Origin of the sequence: Micromonospora sp. WMMC241, assembly GCF_027460165.1 — a bacterium.
In the GTDB taxonomy this organism is placed as follows: Bacteria; Actinomycetota; Actinomycetes; order Mycobacteriales; family Micromonosporaceae; genus Micromonospora; species Micromonospora humi.
The window spans coordinates 1-19,619 of sequence record NZ_JAPZBF010000001.1 but is presented as its reverse complement, the minus strand read 5'-3'; the positions used below and the strand labels follow the sequence as shown (position 1 = coordinate 19,619).

Here is a 19,619-nt window from a genome sequence, read left to right as displayed (position 1 = left end):
GCTCCTGGTGGAGCCGCTACCGCCGTACCTGGCCTGCATTCTGCTCCTGTCGGCTCCGGTCCGCTCCGGTCTGCTCCGGCGGCGTTCCCCCCACCAGCCCCCCATCGGCGGGCGCCGGGAGCATCCCCGCGACCGTCGCCATCACCCCCTCGTCAACCTCGGCGAGCAGGTGCCCGTACACGTCCGACGTGACCGAGATCGACGCGTGACCCATCCGCCGGGACACCGCCGTCAACGGCACCCCCGCACTGATCAGATGCGCGACGTGGGTGTGCCTCAGGTCATGAAGCCGCACCCGACCCAGCCCCGCCTCCGCCAGGACGCGGGGCCACACGCGCTGCCGGAAGTTCCGCGTCACCGCCCGCACGCCATCCAGGTCCCGGAACACCAGATCATCGCGGCCCTTGTCGACCAGCAGCGGCGCCAGCGCATGGCCGACCGCCGGCGGGAACGTAACGGTCCGCCGCGACCGCTCCGACTTCGGATCGGTGAAGATCGGCACCCCGCCGATCCCGTCGTGCATCGCCTCCAGCACCTCCAGCCGGCCGGCGAGCACATCCACCCGGCCCACCTTCAGCGCCACCGCCTCCCCGTACCGCAGCCCCGTCGCGACGAGCAGCGTGACGAAGGGCTTCCAGTGCTCCGGCGTCGCCGCGAGCAGCCGGCCGATCTCCGGCGTGGTCAGGAACCGCATCTCCTGTCGGCGAACCTTCGGCAGGCCGGTCGAGCCAGCGGGGTTGACCCGGATCAGCCGCTGAGCGACCGCGGCGTCGAGCAGCTTGTGGAGGATCGCGTGGCTGTTGCGGATCGTCTTCGGCGTCAGTGGGCGCCCGCCCGGGTACCGGCCGGCGGCGAGCCGGGACACGAACTGCTGCACGGCGAGGGTGTCCACCTCGTCGAGCGGCAAGTCGCCGAGGATCGGGCGGACGTGGTTGCGCACCCGGGAGTCCTCGGTGCGCTGGGTGGTGGCCTTCAGCGTCGCCGCGTACGACGGCCACCAGGCGTCGATCCAGGTGTTGAGGGTGACTCGGCCGGCCCGCGGGTCGATGTACTCCCCCCGCCACCGGTCTGCGGTCATGCGGGTCATGGCGGCCTTGGCGGCGGTCTTCGTCGGGTAGCCGGATTCGATGGTCAGCTTCCGGCCGCCGACTTGCTCGCGGATGCGCCAGCCTGGGCCGTGCTTCTCGACCCACACGGGGGTCAGCCTGCCCGGCGGGAACGGCCCTCGGCCGGGCGAGGCGCGGTGGCCTCGAACCACTCGTTGACTCGCGCCACGAAGCTCAACAGCTCGGCCCGCCGGTTGGGCTCCGCGGTCTGGTAGTGATCCAGCAGCGCCTCCAGCTCCGGGGGGAGCTGGGTGGGGGTGGACGCCTGCGCGAACCCTTCGGCGACACCCGCCCGGGCGGCCAGGTCGTGCGCGGACACGTCGAGCGCTGACGCCAGCTTGGTGATGGCGGCGAGGCTCGGCTTCTGCTTCCCGGAGCGCCAGTTGCTGATCGCGGAGTGGGAGATGTCGGCGGCTTCGGCCAGCGCAACGTCGTAGCGGAACCCGCGGGCATCCTTCAGCCGGTCGAGGTGGGCGACGAACGCCTCACGCTCCGGCCATTCGACTGTGCGCACGCGCACGAGATTAGGGACGGCTGCGCGGGCTGTCACGTGCGTGTGATCACGCACATCGTCGATGCCTTGCGTGTAAGTGCCGAGGTTGGGCGACATCCTCTTGCTCTCCCCGCATTCCTCGGTTGTGCGCGGCTCGCACATCCGACTTTCAGATGATGCCAGACCAGCCCTCCGTACCCCTTGTGCGTGCGCACACATTCGGGCTACGTTCTGTGCGCGGCCAGAAACCGGAGCAGACCGGAGAAGGCCGGAGAGAGATCGAAAGGAGGTACGCCATGACCAGCGAGAAGTGGCTGACGATCGACGAACTCGCCGAGCTGATGAACGTCAAGCGCTCCTGGGTGCGGGACAAGGTCACCGCCCGGGTTCTCCCCCACCGCCGGCCCGCCGGCGGCGTGCGCTTCGCGCCGGAGGACGTCGAGGCCATCAAGCAGCAGCTGTTCGAGCCTGCGGTGACCGCCACCCCCAGCCGCGCCGCTGGCCGCGTTCGCCGCGCCGCTCGCACGGCCGCCTGATCCACCCCGGACCCGACCGGGCCCGGACAGCGAACAGCGCCCCGCATCCCGGCAAGGACATCGCGGAGCGCCGACCGAAAGGCAGGTTACCGGATGACCGGGACCACCAGCACCAAGACCGAACACCCCGCGGACGGGTCGCCCCGCTGGACCGTCGTCGGCGACGCCGGCCGGGTCGTCTACGACACCCTCGGCAACCACCTGGCGCTCATCCCCGCCGGCGGCGACATCGACTCGGTGATGGGGAAGACCCTCGCCCGGGTCCGCGAGTACGCGCAGCTCGGCGAGGACGACGTGGTGTTCGAGATCCTCGGCGAGCTGTACAGCAACGAGCTGGAGTTCCAGGCGATCGTCGAGACGTCGTACACGGACAGGCGGTGCCGCCGCTGCGGTGCCACGCAGGACCTGAAGACGCTGTACTCCGGCCTCGGCTACTCCCAGCGGGAGTGGGAGTGCTGGGACGGCTGCAAGGGTGGCCTCAAGTGACCGCCGCGCCCACCATCCCGAGCTACCCGCACTTCGCGCCCGGCGAGCACCGGCAGGCCATCGCCGAGATCGTCCGCTGGCTGCGCACCAACGGCTGGCCCCGCCTCGGCTCCTACGGCTACCGGTACAACGCCCCCGACACGGCCGACGCGACGATGTGCATCGGCTGGTCGGACGCCTGCGAGCTGATCGGCGTCAGCCGGCGTAGCGGGGGCGGCGAGTGGCAGTTGACGCCGTTCCACCACCGGGTGACGCACCCCGCCGAGGCCGTCAGGTGCCTAATCGCGGTCGGTGTGCTTCCCGTCGGCTTCGAGCAGGTGTCCCGGTGACCGCCCCGACGCGCCCGCCCCGCGTGGTCGACGTCTACCGGGCCGCACACGCCAGCGGCGACCCCGCCCAGCTCCTCGCCGCCGCGATCCTCGCCATGGCCGAGCGCTGCGCCCGCGCCGCCAGCGACCACGGGTACGCGTGGGCGGCGGGTGACTCCGCCGGCCGCACCCGGGCGATCCGGGCGATGAAGCGCCGCTGGGTCGCGCTCAACCGGCTCACCGCCGCCCACACCGCCCTGACCGGGGGTGCCCGGTGACCGCCCCGACGCTGCGGGAGGTCGTCGTCACCGACGCCTGCCACGCCGAATGCGCCGCGATTCGCCCCCTCACCGTCGCCGACGCCTGCCGCCGCTACGCCGTCCGCCTCGTCCGCATGACCGACGAGCAGCTCGCCGTGGAGGCCGCCCGCGTCGAGGCCCTGCCCGGCTCCGAGTACCGGGCGCTGGTCGACGAGCAGATCCAGATCCGTCGGGCCCAGGGCACGGTCCTGCGCCCCACGACCACCGGGAGCACCCGATGAGCAACGACCCCAACGTCCTGCGCGAGCGTCTCGCCACCGAGCTGCACCGCATCGCCTACGACATCGTCAACCTGAAGCTGCCCGTCGCCGACCTGATGAGCGCCCGCCTCTCCGTCGGGGTGCTCGACAGCCGAGCCGACCTGGAGCGGTGGGCCGACCACCTCGGCGTCGAGATCGAGGAGGACGGCGGCACCAGCGGGGACATCCCCCGCATCGAGCACGTGACCCTCTTCGATGGCGAGCGGTGGGGGCCGTCGTTCTCCGTCCACGCGCAGATCCAGCCGGACGGCGGAGCCGCGACTGAGGACGGCACCCGATGACCGGCCCGCTCGACCTCGCCGCCGTCCTCGCCCACACCGGCTGGACCGTCCCCGCACCCCGCAGCGAACTGGAACCCCGCACCCCCACCAACCCCATGCCCAACACCCCCGGCCCCAACGCGTGGCCCGCCACCGCCGAACCCACCACCCACCTCGACCACTGGTGGCGGAACGGCAGCAACGACTTCCCGGTCGCCACCGACCCGGCGCTCGCCGGCCACAACCCCGACGCGCCCACCGCCACCGTCACCCCGCTGCTCCCGGCGGGTGTCGCCGAAGACGCCGAGATCGTCGGCCGGCTGCGGTTCCTCACCCGCGAGATCGCCCACCTCGCCGGCGAGCACCGGGTGCCCGCCGACCTCGCCCAGCTCATCGACCAGGCCCGGCGGATCGCCCACGGCGACCTGCCCCGCACCACCGACACCCGGAGGGCCGCCTGATGACCGCCCCGCTCACCGTCTACATCACGCCCACCGGCCAGCCCGCCGGCATCCCGCCGTGCTGCCCCAACAGCCCCACCGGCTGCCCCGACGACGAGACCGCCTGCGGCACCTGCCTGAACGGCTGCCCCGCCCCCGCCGGCGAGCGGTGCTGCCTCGACGGCCCGGAGGTGACCCAGTGAAGACGCTGCTCATCTCCGCCGGGGTCCTCACCCCCACCATCGCCCTCCCACCCGCCATCACCAGCCGGATCCTCGTCCTCGTCCTGCTCCTGCTCGCCGTCCGCGCCTGGCGGCACGCCCGCGCCGCCGACGGACTCCGGCACCGGCTGTGGGCCGCCGACATCGCGATCCGCGACCCGGAGCTGCGCCGCCAGGCCGCCGCCGACGCGCACCTTCCCGCCGGGCGGCGGGCGGCATGACCACCACCGGCTGGCTGATCGTCACGCTCCTCGGCGTCCTCTGCGCCGTCGTCACCGCTGCGCTGTGGCAGGCCGAGGGCGACCTAGACAAGGTCACCGCCGAGCGCGACGCGGCCCGCCGGCACATCGCCCAACTCCACGCCGAACGCCACGCCACCCGAGGTCACCTGTGAACCGCACCTTCTGGGCTGTCGCCCTCGCCACCGGCGCAGCCCTCTACCTGACCGTGTGGGCCGCCCAGACCGCCACCTGGCGCGTCCTCAACCTCCTGATCGGAGCAGCAGCATGACCACCGACACTGTCACCCCCGCCGACATCGCCGCCGAGCTGATGCTCAACGCGGCCCGCGACATCGACACCCTGACCATCAGCGAGCGCCTCGACGACACCGAGATGCCCGACGAGCCCGACGGGTTCGCCGAGCAGGTCGCCGAGCTGGTCAAGACCGCCAGCATCAGCATCGACTGGCCGGACACCACCGACGGCACCGTCAACGTCGGCGACGGCCTGGTCGGCGCGCTGGTCGCCAAGCTCGGTCAGGAGCGCGACGCCCTCGGCGTCAAGGCCGACGACCAGGCCGCCGAGCTGGACCGGCTCCGCGCGCAGCTCGCCGAGAAGCACGCCGACCTCCACCGCGCCCAGGCCGAGATCGCCAGCCACGCCCAGGCCGTCACCCACTGGGCCAACCAGGTCAACGAGCTGAAGACCGAGCTGACGGCGATGCAGGAGAAGGCAGCCAAGACCGAGCGCGAGCAGGCGCTGGTCGTCGAGTTCAACAGCCGCCACCTGATCGGTACGCCCGTCCGCTACTGGAAGGGCGCGCGCGAGGGCGAGGGCCGCACCAGCAAGACCCGCACCGGCGCCCAGATGCTCAGCGGTCACACCGCTGTCGTGTGGGTCGAGGACGAGGGGGCGTGCATCGCTCTCAGCCACATCGAACCGGTCGAGACGGCGGCCGTCTGATGCCCGTCGGCGACGTCGTCACCCTCACCGCCCTCGGCACCTGCGTCATCGCCGCCGCGCTCCTCCTGGCCGACGCCCTCGCCGAACTCCGACGCGAAGGAAACGGCGTCGCCGACACCGCCCGGGCCGCCACCACCGCCATCCACAACCGCGCGAAGGCCGTGCACCTCACCCACGCCCAAGAGGCAGAACTGGCCCGCTTCCGGGCGTGGATCGACGACACCTCACCCGCCGCGTTCACCTGGAAGGACCTGCTCCCGTGACCGACACCAACACCACCGGCGGCCAGCACCGCTGGCGCAAAGGCGACCCCATCAACGAACACGGCCGCCGCACCATCAGCACCTCCAACTGCGTCTCCGCCGGCTACCGGCCCCCGCCCCGCGACGACGACAACCGGGCCGTCCGCGCCGTCGCCCCCGTCGTCAGCCACGAACGCATCCGCGACGCCATCCGCGACCAGCTCGACAAGCTCCGCGCCGACATCACCGACCCGACCGCGCCCATGCGCGTCGTCCGCGAGGTGTTCGCCGCCGCCGGCGCCGACGACACCCAGGAGGCGACGTCGTGAGCACCCTCCTCGCCATCGCCCTACCCGCCATCGGCACCTACCTCCTCCTGCACCTGCCCACCCGGAGAAAGCCATGAGCACCGGACCGATGAAGCTCGGCGAGTTCCCCGCCTTCCTCGACGAACCCGACGCCGACCCCGCCTGCCGCGGCCAGAACACCGACCTGTTCTTCAGCGACAAGCCCACCGACATCGACGCCGCGAAAGCCATCTGCGGCGACTGCCCCCTGCGCATCCGCTGCCGCCGGTGGGCCATCGACCAGCCCACCGACAAGGTGTACGGCGTGTGGGGCGCCACCAGCCACGCCGACCGCAAAGCCATCAAGCGCCGCAAGAACAGCGGCCGACAGCTGGGGGTGGCGGCGTGATCCTCTTCGACGACCTGCACCCCGACGACCACACCGCCCGCATCAACCTGCGCAACATGCTCGTCGAGCGGCGCGTCGACCTCGGCTACAGCCAGGCCGCCCTCGCCCAGCACATCGGCGCCAGCCAGGGCTGGGTCGCCAACATCGAGACCGGCACCAACTGGCACATCGCCGTCCTCCAACGCCTCGCCCGCGGCATCAACGCCCGCATCGTCCTCTACCCCGACGGCGTCCCCGGCGGCCCCTACGACAACCCCGCCGCCGGCCTGTTCCGCCCCACCGACCCCACCGACGCCGACCGGTGGGACCAGCAAAACCTCCTCGCCGACCTCGCGACCGCCCGCGAGGCGACCGGCCTCACCCGCCGGCAGGTCGGGGAGCGGCTCGGCTGCTCGGGTAGCGCCGTCGGCAACTACGAGCGCACCCGGACCGGCCTGGTGCTGATCAGCCCGCAGCGGTACTGCCGGGCCATCGGCGGGCGGCTCGCCGTCGAGCTGGAACACCTCGACGCGGCCGTGGCGGTGCCGGCATGAGCAACTACCCGGACTTCCTCAACGCCACCACGGCCGCCCCGGCGTGCCGCGGCGTCGACACCACCCTGTTCTTCCCGCCTCGCGGCCAGGACTCCACCGAGGCGAAAGCCATCTTCCGCCGATGCCCGCTGCTCGCCCGCTGCCGGCTGTGGGCACTCGACCAGCCGGTCACCGAACTGCACGGCGTGTGGGGCGGACTCAGCCACGTCGAGCGCATCGACCTGAAGCGGGTGCAGCTGCGCCGGTGGCGCGGCGGACCCGGCGAGCACCACGACCAGATGGTCCAGATGCGCGCCAACGGCGCCACCTGGTCGGAGATCGCTAAGGCGATCGGGTCGACCACCGAGAGCGTCAAGTCGTACTGGAAGCGCCAGCGGCGCGTCCGGCGGATCGCTCAAGAGCAGGTCGCCGCATGACCGCCCCCGCCGAACCCCGCGCCCTCTGCACCGGCTGCGGCAGCCTCCTCGACCCCGCCGCCGCAGCCGGCTGGGACGGCACACCCGCCATCTACGACCGACACCCCGGCTGCGAGAAGCGCGGCGGACACCTCCGACTCGTCAAGGGAAGTGGCAAGTGAAGATCCAGCGCGTCAACCGAGGACGCAACCACTGGTACGTCGACCTCGACACCGGCCAGAAAGTCGACGGCGTCACCACCACCACCGGCAACGGCCTCCCCAAGCCCGCCCTGCTCAACTGGGCCGGCGACGCCACCGCCGAATACGCCGTCGACCACTGGGACGACCTCGCCAAACTCCCCACCTCCGAACGCCTCAAGAAGATCAAGGGCGGCCGGTACGAGAAGCGCGACGCCGCCGCGAACAAAGGCTCCGAGATCCACACCCTCGCCGAGAAGCTCGTCGCCGGCGAACGCGTCACCGTCCCCGACCACCTCACCGGCTACGTCCAAGCCTGCGTCCGGTTCCTCGACGACTTCGACGTCCGGCCCCTCCACGTCGAAGCCGTCGTCTACTCCGAAACCCAGCGGCACGTCGGCACCCTCGACCTGATCGCCGACGTTCTGCTCCCCGACGAGGCGCGCTACGAACACATCCCACGCCGCGACGACGGCTACGCCCGCGGCCTCGTCGACTGGAAGACCGGCAAGTCGGGGATCTTCGGCGACGTCGCCCTCCAGCTCTCCCCGTACCGGTTCTCCGAGTACCTCATCGGCGCCGACGGCGAGCCCGTCGACATGCCCAACGTGGACTTCTGCGCCGGCGTGCACCTGCGCCCCGACGGCGTCTACGACTTCGTGCCGCTGGAGTGCGGCGAGGACCAGTACCGGGACTTCCTCTACGTCAAGGAGGTCGCCCGGATCGTCGGCAGCCTCCGCGACCTGGTCGGTGAGCCGATCGTCGCGCCGACCGCCTCCACCTACGTCCTGGCCAAGGCCGACGAGACCGAAGAGGTGCCGTTCTGATGACCACCAGCCCGCTGCTCGCCGCGCTCGCCGACTTCCAGGCCAAGCCGCCCACCCTCACCAAGAACAAGGCCGGACACCAGTCGAAGTACGCCGACCTCGTTCAGGTCAACGAGCAGGTGCTGGCCCGCCTCAACGAGCTGGGCATCGTCTACACCTGCGCGCCGACCCTCGACGACGACGGCAAGTTCGTCCTCGCCTACGAGCTGACCCACGTCGCGTCGGGCGAGAAGCTTGCCGGCCGGTACCCGCTGAAGCTGGCGGAGAACCCGCAGCAGATGGGCTCGGCGATCACCTACGCCCGCCGGTACGTGCTGCTGGCGCTGACGGGTGTCGCCGCGGAGGACGAGGACGACGACGGGCAGGCCGCGTCGGGCCGGCGCACCGCCCAGCGCGCCCAGCAGAACCGCCCCGCACCCGCCGCCACGGCGGCGCCGGAGCGGGCCACCGCGCAGCGCTCCCCCCGCCCCGCCGGCCCGCCGCTTCCCGGTGACAGCGACGGCATCACCCCGCGTCAGCAGTCCCTGCTGCACGTCCTGCTCGGCAAGGCCGGCAAGGGCCAGCGCGAAGCCGGGCTCGGCTACATCAGCGACGTCCTGGAGCGGGAGATCACCACCACCAAGGAACTGAGCAAGGACGACGCCAAGCGCGTCATCGACCACCTCCAGGCCGCCGTCGACCAGCAGGAGCAGCAGTGAGCAACGAGACCGTCATCACCGTCGTCGGCAACCTGACCGACGACCCCGAGCTGAGGTTCACCCCGTCCGGTGCCCCGGTCGCCAAGTTCCGCATCGCCTCCACCCCCCGCATGTTCGACAAGCAGTCGCAGGAGTGGAAGGACGGGGAGCCGCTGTTCCTGTCCTGCAACGTGTGGCGGCAGGCGGCCGAGAACGTCGCCGAGTCCCTCACCCGTGGCACCCGCGTCATCGTGCAGGGCCGGCTGCGGCAGCGCTCTTTCGAGACCCGCGAGGGTGAGAAGCGCACCGTCATGGAGATCGAGGTCGACGAGATCGGCCCGTCGCTGTTCCGGGCCACCGCGAAGGTCGAGCGCAACAGCAGCGGCGGCGGGGAGCGGCGGCAGTCCCGGCCCGCGCCGGCCCGGCAGGACGACGGCTGGGGCTCGACCCCCGAGGGCGACATCCCGTTCTGATCCACCGGCCCCGCCCGGGCGGCACCACGCCAGGCCGGCACCGCGCATCGAGCGCGCGACGGGGCGCCAACCCGACCACCAGATCAAGCACCAAGGGGGACCTGATGACCAGCACCACCCCGAGCGCCGGCGACATCCTCGCCGCCGCCGACTCCTTGCAGGGCCCTCAGCAGACCTACACCCGAGACGAGGTGGCCCTCCTCATGCACCTCGCCTACGACTCCGGGCGCACCGCCCAGTACGTCGGCGACATCGCCGAACTCCACGCCACCTGGGCCCGCAACCCCATCCACCGGCCCACCGCCGAGGAGCGCTACCGCGAACGGATGGCCGAGATGGACGCCCTCGGGCAGGCCCGCGCCGCCGCCGAAGGCCGCCCCTACCGGCTGCACCCCGGCGGGCCCGTCGACTGGGAAACCGGCCGCGTGCTGGCACCCGGCGAGGACGTGAACGCGTGAGCCTCGACACCGATTGGGACCGCTGGGAAGGCATGGACGTCATCGCCCCCGTCGAACCCAACCCGTTCGACCCGCAGCGGCACCCGGACGAGCACGCCGCTTTCGAGCGGCAGACCGCCGGCGCCCGCGAAGAGGTCGAGCAGGCCAAGGAGCGCCGCCGGCAGGAGCGGAAGGAGGCGAAGGCCCGCTACCTCGAAGACGAGACCGAACGCGAGCTGGTCCGGCTGAAGGCCCGGCACGCCGCCGAGCAGCGGTGGACGCAGGAGCAGGCGGAACTGGCCAAGGCTGCCGCCGACGACGCCGCCCGCGTCCACGACGGCGCCACGTTCCTGCTCGACCTGCCGCCCACCCCGCCCGCCCTGTGGGGCAAGGGCGAGGACATCCTGTGGGCCCGCGGTGAGGCGCTGATGATCGCCGGCCCGCAGGGCGTCGGGAAGACCACCATCGCCGGGCAGCTCCTGCGCGCGGTCGCCGGCATCACGGGGGACGTCCTCGGCTACCCGGTCGAGCCGTGCGAGCGGCGGATCCTCTACCTGGCCATGGACCGGCCCGAGCAGGCCCGCCGCAACCTGGCCCGCATGTTCGCCGACGCCGAGGTGGAGATCGGCCGGGACTACCTCGCCGAGATCCTCCGGTTCTGGTCCGGGCCGCCGCCGTCGGACTTCGCCGCCGACCCGGCAGCGCTGCTGCGGCTGGCCCAGCAGCACGACGCCGACGTGGTGTTCGTCGACAGCTTGAAGGACGCCGCGGTCGGTCTGTCGAAGGACGAGGTCGGCGCCGGCTACAACCGGGCGCGGCAGCTCGCCCTCGCCGAGGGTGTCCAACTCGTCGAGCTGCATCACGTCGTCAAGTCCGGCGCGGACGGAGCCAAACCGAACAACATCAACGGCATCTACGGCTCCACCTGGCTGACCTCGGGCGCCGGATCCGTCGTCATGTTGTGGGGCGACCCGGGCGACCCGGTGATCGAGCTACTGCACCTGAAGCAGCCCATGAACGAGGTGGGGCCGCTGAGTGTGCGGCACAACCGGGAGACGGGGCTGTCGGAGGTGTTCCACGACGAGGACACCGACGTGGTGGCGCTGGCTCGGCGCTGCGCGGAGACGGGTGTGTCGGCGGCTGAGGCTGCCCGGTGCCAGTTCTCGACGGAGACCCCGTCGAAGGCGCAGGTCGAGAAGGCTCGGCGGAAGCTGCGGCAGCTGGTGAAGCAGGGGCTGTTGACGGAGCGCGCCGCGACGGATGGGAAGGGCGGTCGGGGCAACGGTGACCGCTGGTTCGCGGTCGCTCCGGCGTCGTGGGTCGTGGGTGAGGAGGCCCCCGATGACCGATACCAGTAGTGATGCGGCGGGCACGCATCGTGCCGAAGAAAGTCACGGAGAAAGTCACGCGTCGATGTCTGCCCGAAAGTCACGAGGAAAGTCACGCGTCGATACCCCCGTCGAGTTTCCGCAGGTCAGAAAGTCACGCACCGCCGTGGAGAAAGTCACGCGGCCCCTCCCTCGGAAAGTCACGTTTTCCGCCCTTCCTTTAGGGAGGGCGGAACGTGACCCCGAGAGGGGGGAGGTCAACAAAAACCCCACCGCGCCGGCCGCCGCGGACCCCGAGCCCGTCGGCCCCTCGCTGCGCAGTTCCTCGACCGGCTCGCCGCGCAACAGGCCGACCCGGACCTCGCCGCCCGACGACGCGAAGCCCTCGCACGCCTCCGCCAGCAGAAGCCCGCCATCCGCACCAAGGAGCAGCCGTGACCCAGCCGATGCCCGCCTGCGACTTCCCCGGCAAGCCCGGACCCGCCGGCCACATCCCCGCCTGCCAGCTCTGCCCCAACTCGCCCACCTACTGGCGCAACCAGCTCACCGCCGAGGAGCGCGACCTGGCCGCCGCCGTCGACGCCGGGCAGTGGAAAGCCCCGACGCCCGCCGAGGCCACCCCGTGACCCCGCGGACCCTCGCCGACATCCACCGCCACCGCCCACCCCTGGAGCCCGCCATGGCCACCCACCCCATCGCCGACCCCCGCCACACCACCGTCGAACGCCTCCGCCGCGAACGCGACGCCGCCCGCCTCGAAGCCGACGCCCAACGCGCCCGCGCCGACCGCCTCGACGCGCAACTCGCCGCACTCCGCGCCGACCGCGCCACCCTCCCCGCCGCATTCCACGTCACCCGCGGCACCTGGCCTGGCTTCCCCGAAGCCAACTGCCCCTGCCCGAAGGAGCCGTGCGGGTCGGTGGACACCCGGCGCGCGGACCCGGCGTGCGAGCAGCACCCCGCCGGGCGGGCACGGACCATGCGGCAGATGCACCGCGCCGACCGGTGCCCGGCGGAGGTGACCCGGTGAGCCACTACCAGGCGGGTACGAGGTTTGAGCACAAGATCCGCGACGACCTCCGCGACAACGGCTACGAGGTCATGCGAGCCGCGGGGAGCAAGGGCGCATCCAAGGTGGACCTCGTCGCACTGAAGCCCGGCCAGCTCCTGTTCATCCAGGCCAAGCGCTCGGGCACCCTGCCGCCCGCCGAGTGGGACCGGGTGTTCGAGGTCGCCGGCTGGGTCGGCGCCGTGCCGCTGCTCGCCGCGAACGGGCCCCGCGGTCGGGGTGTCGTCTACACGCGGCTGCTGGGTCGGAAGGTGCCGAGGGCGCGGACCCAGCCGTGCGAGCCGTTCCTCCTCGACCAGATCGCGCAGGCCGCGTCGTGATCCCTTCGTGCGCCGTCGAAGCCCACGCCCGCTGGCAGTCCACCCCGCTGCTACGCCGCGCCCGGATCCTCGCCCTCGCCCGCCGGCGTCGGGCCCGCCTGACCGCCCGCCTCTGGAGGAACTGACCATGCGCCCCCTGCACGTCGCGAAAGCGGCCGCTCACGACGCCTGCCACTGCGGCCACGGCCAGTGGTCCCACAAGCGCGGCTCGGGCACCTGCACCGAATGGCCCTGCCGCTGCGACCGCTACGAGCCCAAGGAGGAAGCGTGAAGCGGCCGCTTTTGCTCGACCTGTTCGGCGGAGAAGGCCTCGCCGCCTACGGCTACGCCCTCGCCGGATTCGACGTCACCAGCGTCGAGATCAACCCCGAGCGCATCGCCAACCACGTCCGCCACCCCAACGTCACCGTCGTCGAAGGCGACGCCACCACCTTCCCGCTCGACGGGTTCGAGGTGGTGGTCGCCTCCCCGCCGTGCACCGACCACACCACCCGCGCCACCCTCGCCGAGCACCGCCGCGGCGCCAGCACCGACACCGGCTGGATGCTGCCGCACACCATCAACCGCCTCCGCGCGTGGGGCGACGCCACCGGCGGACTCTGGGTCGTCGAGAACGTCGAGGGCGCCAAGACCATCATGGGATCCCCGCTGATGCTCTGCGGCACCATGTTCGGCCTCACCGACGGCGGGTGGCACCTCGCCCGCCACCGCCTATTCGAGTCCAACGCCCTCCTGATGGCGCCCGGCCCGCACCGGTGCCGCAACCGGGGTGTACGGATCGTCGGCGTCTACGGCGACCTGACCAAGAACGACCGGGCGTGCGGCGGCCGCAATCGACCCGGAGGTGACGTGCGCGCCGGAGTCGACCGGGCCCGCCGGCTGATGGGCGCCCCGTGGGCGTCGCCCCGCGGCCTGGCCCTCGGCATCCCGCCGGCGTACACGCGGTTCATCGGAGAGCAGATCCTCGACCACCTCGGCGCCCGAACCCGCACCGCCGCCTGACCTGATAGCTCCCAGAGACCGGTGAGATCAGCTATGTCAGCTCAGACCAGCCCGTCGGGCCACCGACCGGACCGCCATCGCGGACCATCGGTCGGCCCGGCGCGGCCGGAGCCCAGCGGCGTCCAGCGCGGCGGCAATGACCCGGTACGACTCGCCGGCCTTCCGGCGACGCACGACCTCGTCCCGGGCCACCTGCTCGGCGGGGTTCGGCGCGGCGTCACGCTCGCGCCCCTTGCCCTCACCCCGGAGGCCGAAGGCGTACTGGCCGACCGCGTGCCGGCCCGCCTCGGCTTTGGCCTTGCGGCCGTCGCGCATCCGCTTCACGATCATGCGCCGCTCCAGCCCGGCGAAGACGCCGGCCATCTCCCGCATGGCGGTGCGCATCGGGTCGTCGGGGTCGTCGCGGAGCACCTCGCCGCCGTCGACCGCGAACACCCGGCCGCCCTGGCGCCACACGAGCGCGAGGGTGGCCTCCTGGACGGTGACGGCACGGGCCAGCCGGTCAAGCCGGGGGACGAGCAGACCCTCAGCGGTCCGGGACTCGATGTCGTAGAGCGCGGCGGACAGGCCGGGTCGGTCGGCGGCGTCCTTCGCTCCGGAGATGCCGGCGTCGGTGTGGAGCGAGACGAGGCGGTGCCCGTTGGCGCGGCACCAGGACCGAACGGCCTTTTCCTGGACGTTGAGCCCGAACCCGTCCATCTGGGATTCGGTGCTGACGCGGAGGTATCCGGTGAGCTTCATGATGCCCCTGACCTGCTATGTAAACGAAACTCCAGATTACTTTACAATGGACCTGTGGACGACAGCGACGTAGAGGCGTTCCTGAGCCGGGTTCATGGTCTCCCGCCTCGGCATATCAGCGACGCTTGTGAGGCGCTCACAGGCGCCCGCGAGGCCCGATCCTGCGGTCGTCCTACCCGTCGAGGCACCGCATGCCGCGCCCTCTGCGCCCGCTTCACCCCGGCCTGCTCCGCCCACGCAACGGAGGAAGAGCAGCTCGTCGCCAGGGTCGAGGCCGAGCGACTGTCCTCCCTCATCGTCGAGTGGGAGGACAGTCTCGCGCCGGCGTGCCATGGCTGGTCTGTCATGGATGAACACCGAGCGGAGGCGGCGGCACTGGCCGACATCGGCGACGAGCTGCGCCGATCCCGCCAGGGTCAGGATCTGCTCTGGAAGTGGCAGCGCGGACGGTGCGCCATCTGCGGAGGCGGCGGCCACCAGTGGGCGCCGGACTTTGGTGCCGGCCCGGACTTCGTGGTCGACCACGACCACCACACCGCGCTGGTCCGGGGGTGGCTCTGCCGGTCCTGCAACATCGGCGAGGCTCGCAGCGACCGTGGGGATGCCGCGAAGTACCGCGATCGGCCGCCGGCCGTGATGCTCGGCGTCGCCGTCCGGTACGAGCACCCGTGGTACGGGCTGGTTGAGCCGCAGGAGACGAATGCCGAGTGGTTCGCCCGCACTGTGACGAGCCAGCCGCCGCCCTGAAACCAGCGGTGGGCCGGTCGGGGTCGCCCACCCCGCCGGCCCACCAACGCCACCCGCAGGTAGCCGCCCAACCGCCGGCAAGCCTACAAGGGGGGACCACCATGGACCGGACGCAAACCCTCACCACCATCACCGGCCTCGCCGAGCAACTCTGCGACCCCGGACAACACACCGAACGCATCCCCTACTGGGACGACAACCGCAACCGCAAATACCGCGAATGGCGGACCATCCAACCCGGTCTCCTCGAACAGCTCCACCAAGCCGCTGTAGAGCCCGCAGACGGCCGTACAGAGCCCGGCCCGCGCCCGGTGCCGCGCAGCCGTCCCCCGCTCGCCCTCGAAGCGCTCAGCACCCACGCGGCGATCTGCACCCACGCCGCCCACTGGTGCACATCCCTGGGCATCGACCTCCGCGACACCGTGGAAGCGAACATCCGAGCCCTCGTCGGCGCCGCACCGCAACTCGACGACGACGACCTGCAACTGCTCGCCGGGGAACTGCGCACCTGGCGGCGCTGGGCCGCCGTCGCCACCGGCTGGATCGCCCCCCTCTACCAGCCGCACGTGCCCTGCCCCGCCTGCCACACCACCGGCAAGCTGCGCATCAACCTCACCGCCCAGGCGGCGCACTGCCGGGCCTGCCAAGCCACCTGGGCCGCCGACGACGGCAGCCTCCACGCCCTCGGCGAGTACGTCACCAGCCGCAGCGAACGCGTCACCGCGGCGTGACCAGCGGGTCAGCTTGACGCCAACGCGAGTTGACCTACGATGAATGCCAGCAGCACCACTGTCTCCGAAGCCCCGCCGCATCCCCCAGGACGGCGGGGCTTCGTCATGCCCGGGGGTGAGCCGGTGGCCAGGCGCAGCACCGCAGCCCGCGGCTACGGCCGCAAGCACGAGGATCTGCGGAAGCAGTGGGCGCCGAAGGTGGACGCCGGCACGGTGGACTGCTGGCGGTGTGGTGATCTGATCCAGCCGGGCAGGCCGTGGGACCTGGGCCACGATGATGACGACCGTGGTCAGTACCGGGGGCCTGAGCACAGGACGTGCAACAGGCGAGCCGGTGGTGCGAACGGTGCGCGGGTGGCGAACGCGGGTCGCGGCGTCGGAGTGCGAACGTCCCGTGAGTGGTGACAACGAGTCAACGTTACTCTGCGTGACGTTCGGCAATGTATAACTATGCAATGGTTATGCATAGCGGTGACGGAATGTCCGGTTCAGAAAAATTCGGCAGCAGGCCAGGGGACCACCGGGGCAGTCGCGGAAATCTCCCCCCGGCCAACCCCGTGCCCCCCACTGCATAACCATGCATTGCATATTCATGCATCACATTCCGTGACATACCCACAGTGACTTTCCGTGAGGAGGTGCCGGTCGTGCCGCCTCGCGCTCGCCGCCTCGCAGCGGTTTCCGCCGACCCGGAGGCCACCCGGGAAAGAACCCCTGACCTGCGTGATGCTGTCCGGTCGACGGTCGACGCCATGGACTGGCTCACCCCGACCGACGAGGCGTTGAAGACCCTCGCCCTGCGACAGGCCGAGGAGATCGAGGGGGCTATCGACCGGGCGCGCGAGCTGGAAGCGCTGCGCCGGGACTTGGCCGGCGACGAGTCGGCGTACAAGCGGCTGAAGGCACTCGAAGCGATGTGTGAGGTCACCAAGACCGTCGGCTGGCTGGGCCCGCAGCTCCAGGGCGTGCTGCGCGACCTGGGCGGGACGCCGGCGGCGCGGGCGGCGATGAAGAAGGACAAGCCGGTGGGGGGTCGTCTTGCTCAGATCCGCGCCGCTGCTGGGCAGCACGACTCCTAGGATCTGGACGCCGCCGCTGGTGGTCGGACCGCCTGGGCCGTGTGGCTGCGGGTGCGCGCTCACTCCGGCGACGTCGCACGGCTTCTCGGCTGTGGAGTTCGCCGAGGAGGTGCTCGGCTTCCACCTGATGCCGTGGCAGCGCTGGCTGCTCATTCACTCGCTGGAGCTGCTCGCCGACGGCCGGTTCCGCTTCCGCACGGTGTTGGTGCTGGTGGCCCGCCAGAACGGCAAGACGACGCTGGTGGAGGTCAAGAACCTCTGGAAGATGTTCGTCCTGCGGATCCCGCTGGTCATCGGCACGGCGCAGAACCTGGACGTGTCTGAGGAGTCGTGGGACAAGGCCGTCGAGATCGTCGAGTCGGTGCCGGAGCTGGCCGCCGAGGTCCCGCGTGACGGCGGGATCGTGCGGGTCAACGGCAAGAAGTCGCTGAAGCTCGCGCACGGGTCGCGGTGGAAGGTCGCCGCGGCGTCCCGCAAGGGCGGTCGTGGCTTGTCGGGCGACGACGTGAACCTCGATGAGCTGCGCGAGCATCACACGTGGGAGTCGTGGGCGGCTGTCACGAAGACGACGATGGCCCGCCGCAAGGCGCAGATCTGGGCGTTCTCCAACGCCGGTGACGACCGGTCGGTGGTGCTCAACGCGTTGCAGGAGAAAGGCCGGGCGACCGCCGAGGATCCTGCCGCTGATGCGTCGATGGGCATCTTCGAGTGGTCGGCGCCGGATGACTGCCCGGTCGACGACCCGCAGATGTGGCGGTTGGCGAATCCGTCGCTGGGCTACCCGCAGGGCATCTCGTTCGAGGCGTTGCGGGCGGCGCTGGAGACGGACCCGGAGCCGATTTTCCGCACCGAGTGCCTGTGTCAGCGGGTGCCGGACCTGGAGCCGTCGAAGATCCCGCTGACGGCGTGGGTGAAGTGCGCGGATCCGTCCTCGCGGATCGTCGGGCCGGTGGTGCTGGCGTGGGAGGTGTCGTGGCATCGGGACCGGGCGGCGATCGCCGCGGCGGGTCTACGCGCTGACGGGCTGCCGCATGTGGAGTTGGTCGAGTACCGGGACGGCACGGACTGGGTGGCGGGCCGGCTGGGTGAGATCGCGGGCCGGCAGCCGGTGACGGCGGTGCTGGTGGACCCGTCGGGGCCGGGTGGGTCGCTGCTGTCGGAGGTGACGGAGCGGCTTCCGGCGCGGCTGGATCCGACGCCGCTGACGATGCGTGGTCTGGCGCACGCCTGTGGCCGGCTGTACGACGCGGCGTTGACCGGCCAGTTGCGGCAGTTGGGCGATGACCGGTTGCTGGAGATGCTGCGCAAGTCGTCGACTCGGCAGTTGGCGGATGCGTGGGCGTGGGACCGCAAGCACTCGGGCGGTGACATCTCCGGCCTGGTCGCGGTGACCGCCGCGCTGCACGGGCTGGGCACGGCGGAGAAGCCGCAGCCGCCGGCGGCGCCGGTTATCACTGAGACGTTGACGGTGCGATCCGAGACGAACGAGCTGGCCAGCGCGGGTTTCTGAGAGAGGGGGTGTCGTACCGATGACCGCACCGGTGAACGAGATCGGATACGCCCACCTCGGCGGCAACTGGTGGACCTCTGACGATGAGCCGACGCCGGAGCTGCGGTGGCCGGAGTCGGTGGCCGTGTACGACGCCATGCGCAGCCAGGACTCGCAGGTCGGGTCGGTGCTGCGGGCGGTCACCTATCCGTTGCGGCGGACACCGTGGCGTCTGGACCCGGCGGGCGCCCGCGATGAGGTGGTGCGGCTGGTCGCCGAGGACCTCGGCCTGCCGGTGGCGGGCCGGAACCCGGAGCCGATGCCGCGCACCCGGGACCGTTTCTCCTGGTCTGAGCATCTGCGGCTGGCGTTGCTGATGCTGCCGTTCGGGTTCATGCCGTTCGAGCAGGTGTACCGCATCGACGAGCAGGGACGGGCGCGGCTGCGGAAGCTCGCAGAGCGGATGCCCCGCACCATCGAGAAGATCGATGTGGCGCCGGATGGTGGGCTGGTCTCGATCACGCAGTACGGCGCGAAGACCGAACAGCGGGCCCGCCCGATTCCGGTGGACCGGCTGGTCGTGTACGTGTTGGAGCGTGAGGGCGGCAACTGGCTGGGCCGGTCGGTGCTGCGGTCCTGCTACAAGAACTGGCTGATCAAGGATCGGCTGCTGCGGGTGCAGGCGCAGACGATCGAACGCAACGGCATGGGCGTGCCCTTGTACGAGGGCGCCGAGGGCGAAGAGGACCTGACCAAGGGCGCGCAGATGGCGCAGGCCTGGCGCGCCGGGCAGTCCGCCGGGTCGGCCATCCCGCACGGGGCGAAGATGCGTCTGCTGGGTGTCGAGGGATCCCTCCCGGACGCTGACAAGCCGATCCGCTACCACGACGAGCAGATCGCCCGGGCGGTCCTCGCGCACTTCCTCAACCTCGGCACGCAGACCGGCAGCTGGGCGTTGGGCACGACCTTCGCGGACTTCTTCACCCTCAGCTTGCAGACCCTCGCGCAGCAGATCGCGG

Annotated in this window: 35 protein-coding genes; 32 read left to right on the top strand and 3 right to left on the bottom strand. The window is 71.5% G+C overall.

The features are described from left to right. Nucleotides 1-16 precede the first annotated feature (16 nt). Both O7598_RS00175 and O7598_RS00170 read right to left on the bottom strand, forming a co-directional pair. The gene (locus O7598_RS00175) at nt 17-1,195 is read right to left on the bottom strand and encodes a tyrosine-type recombinase/integrase (protein WP_269689451.1); all 1,179 of its coding nucleotides are present in this window, start codon (nt 1,193-1,195) and stop codon (nt 17-19) included. Between the two features lie 5 nt (nt 1,196-1,200). Continuing rightward, nucleotides 1,201-1,620 carry a helix-turn-helix domain-containing protein gene (locus O7598_RS00170; protein WP_269689450.1) on the bottom strand — a complete coding sequence of 140 codons (420 nt, stop codon included), beginning with the start codon at nt 1,618-1,620 and terminating at the stop codon, nt 1,201-1,203. A gap of 275 nt (nt 1,621-1,895) precedes the next feature. Here O7598_RS00170 and O7598_RS00165 point away from each other — a divergent pair, with 275 nt between their 5' ends. The 27 genes from O7598_RS00165 (at nt 1,896) to O7598_RS00035 (ending at nt 13,813) form a co-directional block, all read left to right on the top strand. Next, nucleotides 1,896-2,135 carry a helix-turn-helix domain-containing protein gene (locus O7598_RS00165; RefSeq protein WP_269689449.1) on the top strand — a complete coding sequence of 80 codons (240 nt, stop codon included), beginning with the start codon at nt 1,896-1,898 and terminating at the stop codon, nt 2,133-2,135. Nucleotides 2,136-2,228: 93 nt separating this feature from the next. Further along, entirely contained in the window at nt 2,229-2,621 is a 393-nt protein-coding gene (locus tag O7598_RS00160; RefSeq protein WP_269689448.1) for a hypothetical protein, read from the top strand. After that, nucleotides 2,618-2,950, top strand: a complete 333-nt coding sequence (locus tag O7598_RS00155; RefSeq protein ID WP_269689447.1) for a hypothetical protein — start codon at nt 2,618-2,620, stop codon at nt 2,948-2,950. Before O7598_RS00160 ends, O7598_RS00155 begins: the two co-directional genes overlap by 4 nt. Beyond that, nucleotides 2,947-3,207 (top strand): hypothetical protein, encoded by a 261-nt coding sequence (locus O7598_RS00150; protein WP_269689446.1) that lies wholly within the window; start codon nt 2,947-2,949, stop codon nt 3,205-3,207. Before O7598_RS00155 ends, O7598_RS00150 begins: the two co-directional genes overlap by 4 nt. After that, nucleotides 3,204-3,470 carry a hypothetical protein gene (locus O7598_RS00145; RefSeq protein WP_269689445.1) on the top strand — a complete coding sequence of 89 codons (267 nt, stop codon included), beginning with the start codon at nt 3,204-3,206 and terminating at the stop codon, nt 3,468-3,470. The genes O7598_RS00150 and O7598_RS00145 overlap by 4 nt, the downstream gene beginning before the upstream one ends. Beyond that, nucleotides 3,467-3,790: a hypothetical protein gene (locus O7598_RS00140; protein ID WP_269689444.1), complete on the top strand. Its 324-nt coding sequence runs from the start codon at nt 3,467-3,469 to the stop codon at nt 3,788-3,790. The genes O7598_RS00145 and O7598_RS00140 overlap by 4 nt, the downstream gene beginning before the upstream one ends. Next, entirely contained in the window at nt 3,787-4,230 is a 444-nt protein-coding gene (locus O7598_RS00135; protein ID WP_269689443.1) for a hypothetical protein, read from the top strand. The genes O7598_RS00140 and O7598_RS00135 overlap by 4 nt, the downstream gene beginning before the upstream one ends. After that, the gene (locus tag O7598_RS00130; protein ID WP_269689442.1) at nt 4,230-4,412 is read left to right on the top strand and encodes a hypothetical protein; all 183 of its coding nucleotides are present in this window, start codon (nt 4,230-4,232) and stop codon (nt 4,410-4,412) included. Before O7598_RS00135 ends, O7598_RS00130 begins: the two co-directional genes overlap by 1 nt. Then, complete coding sequence (locus O7598_RS00125) at nt 4,409-4,651, top strand: hypothetical protein (protein ID WP_269689441.1); 243 nt, start codon at nt 4,409-4,411, stop codon at nt 4,649-4,651. The genes O7598_RS00130 and O7598_RS00125 overlap by 4 nt, the downstream gene beginning before the upstream one ends. Then, nucleotides 4,648-4,824, top strand: coding sequence for a hypothetical protein (locus tag O7598_RS00120; RefSeq protein WP_269689440.1), 177 nt, complete (start codon nt 4,648-4,650; stop codon nt 4,822-4,824). Before O7598_RS00125 ends, O7598_RS00120 begins: the two co-directional genes overlap by 4 nt. Nucleotides 4,825-4,936: 112 nt before the next feature. Next, nucleotides 4,937-5,614, top strand: a complete 678-nt coding sequence (locus O7598_RS00115) for a hypothetical protein (RefSeq protein WP_269689439.1) — start codon at nt 4,937-4,939, stop codon at nt 5,612-5,614. Continuing rightward, a complete protein-coding gene (locus O7598_RS00110) occupies nt 5,614-5,877 on the top strand; it encodes a hypothetical protein (RefSeq protein ID WP_269689438.1) in 264 nt (87 codons plus the stop codon). The genes O7598_RS00115 and O7598_RS00110 overlap by 1 nt, the downstream gene beginning before the upstream one ends. After that, the gene (locus O7598_RS00105) at nt 5,874-6,185 is read left to right on the top strand and encodes a hypothetical protein (RefSeq protein ID WP_269689437.1); all 312 of its coding nucleotides are present in this window, start codon (nt 5,874-5,876) and stop codon (nt 6,183-6,185) included. The genes O7598_RS00110 and O7598_RS00105 overlap by 4 nt, the downstream gene beginning before the upstream one ends. A 73-nt stretch (nt 6,186-6,258) precedes the next feature. Further along, nucleotides 6,259-6,552, top strand: a complete 294-nt coding sequence (locus tag O7598_RS00100; protein WP_269689436.1) for a WhiB family transcriptional regulator — start codon at nt 6,259-6,261, stop codon at nt 6,550-6,552. Further along, nucleotides 6,549-7,085, top strand: a complete 537-nt coding sequence (locus O7598_RS00095) for a helix-turn-helix transcriptional regulator (protein ID WP_269689435.1) — start codon at nt 6,549-6,551, stop codon at nt 7,083-7,085. The genes O7598_RS00100 and O7598_RS00095 overlap by 4 nt, the downstream gene beginning before the upstream one ends. After that, nucleotides 7,082-7,501: a WhiB family transcriptional regulator gene (locus O7598_RS00090; RefSeq protein ID WP_269689434.1), complete on the top strand. Its 420-nt coding sequence runs from the start codon at nt 7,082-7,084 to the stop codon at nt 7,499-7,501. The genes O7598_RS00095 and O7598_RS00090 overlap by 4 nt, the downstream gene beginning before the upstream one ends. After that, entirely contained in the window at nt 7,498-7,662 is a 165-nt protein-coding gene (locus O7598_RS00085; protein WP_269689433.1) for a hypothetical protein, read from the top strand. The genes O7598_RS00090 and O7598_RS00085 overlap by 4 nt, the downstream gene beginning before the upstream one ends. Further along, on the top strand, nt 7,659-8,507 hold the full coding sequence (locus O7598_RS00080; protein WP_269689432.1) for a hypothetical protein: 849 nt from the start codon (nt 7,659-7,661) through the stop codon (nt 8,505-8,507). The genes O7598_RS00085 and O7598_RS00080 overlap by 4 nt, the downstream gene beginning before the upstream one ends. Continuing rightward, nucleotides 8,507-9,205, top strand: a complete 699-nt coding sequence (locus O7598_RS00075) for an ERF family protein (protein WP_269689431.1) — start codon at nt 8,507-8,509, stop codon at nt 9,203-9,205. The genes O7598_RS00080 and O7598_RS00075 overlap by 1 nt, the downstream gene beginning before the upstream one ends. After that, nucleotides 9,202-9,657 carry a single-stranded DNA-binding protein gene (locus O7598_RS00070; protein WP_269689430.1) on the top strand — a complete coding sequence of 152 codons (456 nt, stop codon included), beginning with the start codon at nt 9,202-9,204 and terminating at the stop codon, nt 9,655-9,657. Before O7598_RS00075 ends, O7598_RS00070 begins: the two co-directional genes overlap by 4 nt. Before the next feature lie 104 nt (nt 9,658-9,761). After that, on the top strand, nt 9,762-10,115 hold the full coding sequence (locus O7598_RS00065; protein ID WP_269689429.1) for a hypothetical protein: 354 nt from the start codon (nt 9,762-9,764) through the stop codon (nt 10,113-10,115). After that, nucleotides 10,112-11,452 (top strand): AAA family ATPase, encoded by a 1,341-nt coding sequence (locus tag O7598_RS00060; RefSeq protein ID WP_269689428.1) that lies wholly within the window; start codon nt 10,112-10,114, stop codon nt 11,450-11,452. Before O7598_RS00065 ends, O7598_RS00060 begins: the two co-directional genes overlap by 4 nt. A gap of 404 nt (nt 11,453-11,856) precedes the next feature. Further along, nucleotides 11,857-12,048, top strand: a complete 192-nt coding sequence (locus O7598_RS00055) for a hypothetical protein (RefSeq protein ID WP_269689427.1) — start codon at nt 11,857-11,859, stop codon at nt 12,046-12,048. Next, nucleotides 12,045-12,452, top strand: coding sequence for a hypothetical protein (locus O7598_RS00050; protein ID WP_269689426.1), 408 nt, complete (start codon nt 12,045-12,047; stop codon nt 12,450-12,452). Before O7598_RS00055 ends, O7598_RS00050 begins: the two co-directional genes overlap by 4 nt. Further along, nucleotides 12,449-12,811 (top strand): restriction endonuclease, encoded by a 363-nt coding sequence (locus O7598_RS00045; RefSeq protein WP_269689425.1) that lies wholly within the window; start codon nt 12,449-12,451, stop codon nt 12,809-12,811. The genes O7598_RS00050 and O7598_RS00045 overlap by 4 nt, the downstream gene beginning before the upstream one ends. Beyond that, nucleotides 12,808-12,936: a hypothetical protein gene (locus O7598_RS00040; protein ID WP_269689424.1), complete on the top strand. Its 129-nt coding sequence runs from the start codon at nt 12,808-12,810 to the stop codon at nt 12,934-12,936. Before O7598_RS00045 ends, O7598_RS00040 begins: the two co-directional genes overlap by 4 nt. A gap of 142 nt (nt 12,937-13,078) precedes the next feature. Beyond that, a complete protein-coding gene (locus tag O7598_RS00035; protein ID WP_269689423.1) occupies nt 13,079-13,813 on the top strand; it encodes a hypothetical protein in 735 nt (244 codons plus the stop codon). A 36-nt stretch (nt 13,814-13,849) separates the two neighbouring features. Here the strand turns inward: O7598_RS00035 and O7598_RS00030 are convergent, their stop codons facing one another. Next, entirely contained in the window at nt 13,850-14,554 is a 705-nt protein-coding gene (locus O7598_RS00030) for a recombinase family protein (RefSeq protein ID WP_269689422.1), read from the bottom strand. A 345-nt stretch (nt 14,555-14,899) separates the two neighbouring features. Between O7598_RS00030 and O7598_RS00025 the strand changes: the two genes are divergently transcribed. The 5 genes from O7598_RS00025 to O7598_RS00005 all read left to right on the top strand — a co-directional run. Beyond that, the gene (locus O7598_RS00025) at nt 14,900-15,301 is read left to right on the top strand and encodes an endonuclease domain-containing protein (protein ID WP_269689421.1); all 402 of its coding nucleotides are present in this window, start codon (nt 14,900-14,902) and stop codon (nt 15,299-15,301) included. Nucleotides 15,302-15,402: 101 nt separating this feature from the next. Next, on the top strand, nt 15,403-16,032 hold the full coding sequence (locus O7598_RS00020; protein WP_269689420.1) for a DUF7341 domain-containing protein: 630 nt from the start codon (nt 15,403-15,405) through the stop codon (nt 16,030-16,032). A gap of 719 nt (nt 16,033-16,751) precedes the next feature. After that, on the top strand, nt 16,752-17,111 hold the full coding sequence (locus tag O7598_RS00015) for a terminase small subunit (protein WP_442929908.1): 360 nt from the start codon (nt 16,752-16,754) through the stop codon (nt 17,109-17,111). A gap of 91 nt (nt 17,112-17,202) precedes the next feature. Next, nucleotides 17,203-18,621 carry a terminase large subunit gene (locus O7598_RS00010; RefSeq protein ID WP_269689418.1) on the top strand — a complete coding sequence of 473 codons (1,419 nt, stop codon included), beginning with the start codon at nt 17,203-17,205 and terminating at the stop codon, nt 18,619-18,621. 19 nt (nt 18,622-18,640) lie between these two features. After that, on the top strand, nt 18,641-19,619 hold a 979-nt coding region (locus O7598_RS00005), incomplete at its 3' end, for a phage portal protein family protein (protein WP_269689417.1).

Coding starts and splice junctions, on each gene's coding strand:
- O7598_RS00100 (WP_269689436.1), top strand. CDS start 6,259: ATGAGCACCGGACCGATGAAGCTCGGCGAGTTCCCCGCCTTCCTCGAC.
- O7598_RS00165 (WP_269689449.1), top strand. CDS start 1,896: ATGACCAGCGAGAAGTGGCTGACGATCGACGAACTCGCCGAGCTGATG.
- O7598_RS00090 (WP_269689434.1), top strand. CDS start 7,082: ATGAGCAACTACCCGGACTTCCTCAACGCCACCACGGCCGCCCCGGCG.
- O7598_RS00160 (WP_269689448.1), top strand. CDS start 2,229: ATGACCGGGACCACCAGCACCAAGACCGAACACCCCGCGGACGGGTCG.
- O7598_RS00135 (WP_269689443.1), top strand. CDS start 3,787: ATGACCGGCCCGCTCGACCTCGCCGCCGTCCTCGCCCACACCGGCTGG.
- O7598_RS00115 (WP_269689439.1), top strand. CDS start 4,937: ATGACCACCGACACTGTCACCCCCGCCGACATCGCCGCCGAGCTGATG.
- O7598_RS00130 (WP_269689442.1), top strand. CDS start 4,230: ATGACCGCCCCGCTCACCGTCTACATCACGCCCACCGGCCAGCCCGCC.
- O7598_RS00065 (WP_269689429.1), top strand. CDS start 9,762: ATGACCAGCACCACCCCGAGCGCCGGCGACATCCTCGCCGCCGCCGAC.
- O7598_RS00020 (WP_269689420.1), top strand. CDS start 15,403: ATGGACCGGACGCAAACCCTCACCACCATCACCGGCCTCGCCGAGCAA.
- O7598_RS00120 (WP_269689440.1), top strand. CDS start 4,648: ATGACCACCACCGGCTGGCTGATCGTCACGCTCCTCGGCGTCCTCTGC.
- O7598_RS00075 (WP_269689431.1), top strand. CDS start 8,507: ATGACCACCAGCCCGCTGCTCGCCGCGCTCGCCGACTTCCAGGCCAAG.
- O7598_RS00085 (WP_269689433.1), top strand. CDS start 7,498: ATGACCGCCCCCGCCGAACCCCGCGCCCTCTGCACCGGCTGCGGCAGC.
- O7598_RS00025 (WP_269689421.1), top strand. CDS start 14,900: ATGGATGAACACCGAGCGGAGGCGGCGGCACTGGCCGACATCGGCGAC.
- O7598_RS00110 (WP_269689438.1), top strand. CDS start 5,614: ATGCCCGTCGGCGACGTCGTCACCCTCACCGCCCTCGGCACCTGCGTC.
- O7598_RS00030 (WP_269689422.1), bottom strand. CDS start 14,554: ATGAAGCTCACCGGATACCTCCGCGTCAGCACCGAATCCCAGATGGAC.
- O7598_RS00140 (WP_269689444.1), top strand. CDS start 3,467: ATGAGCAACGACCCCAACGTCCTGCGCGAGCGTCTCGCCACCGAGCTG.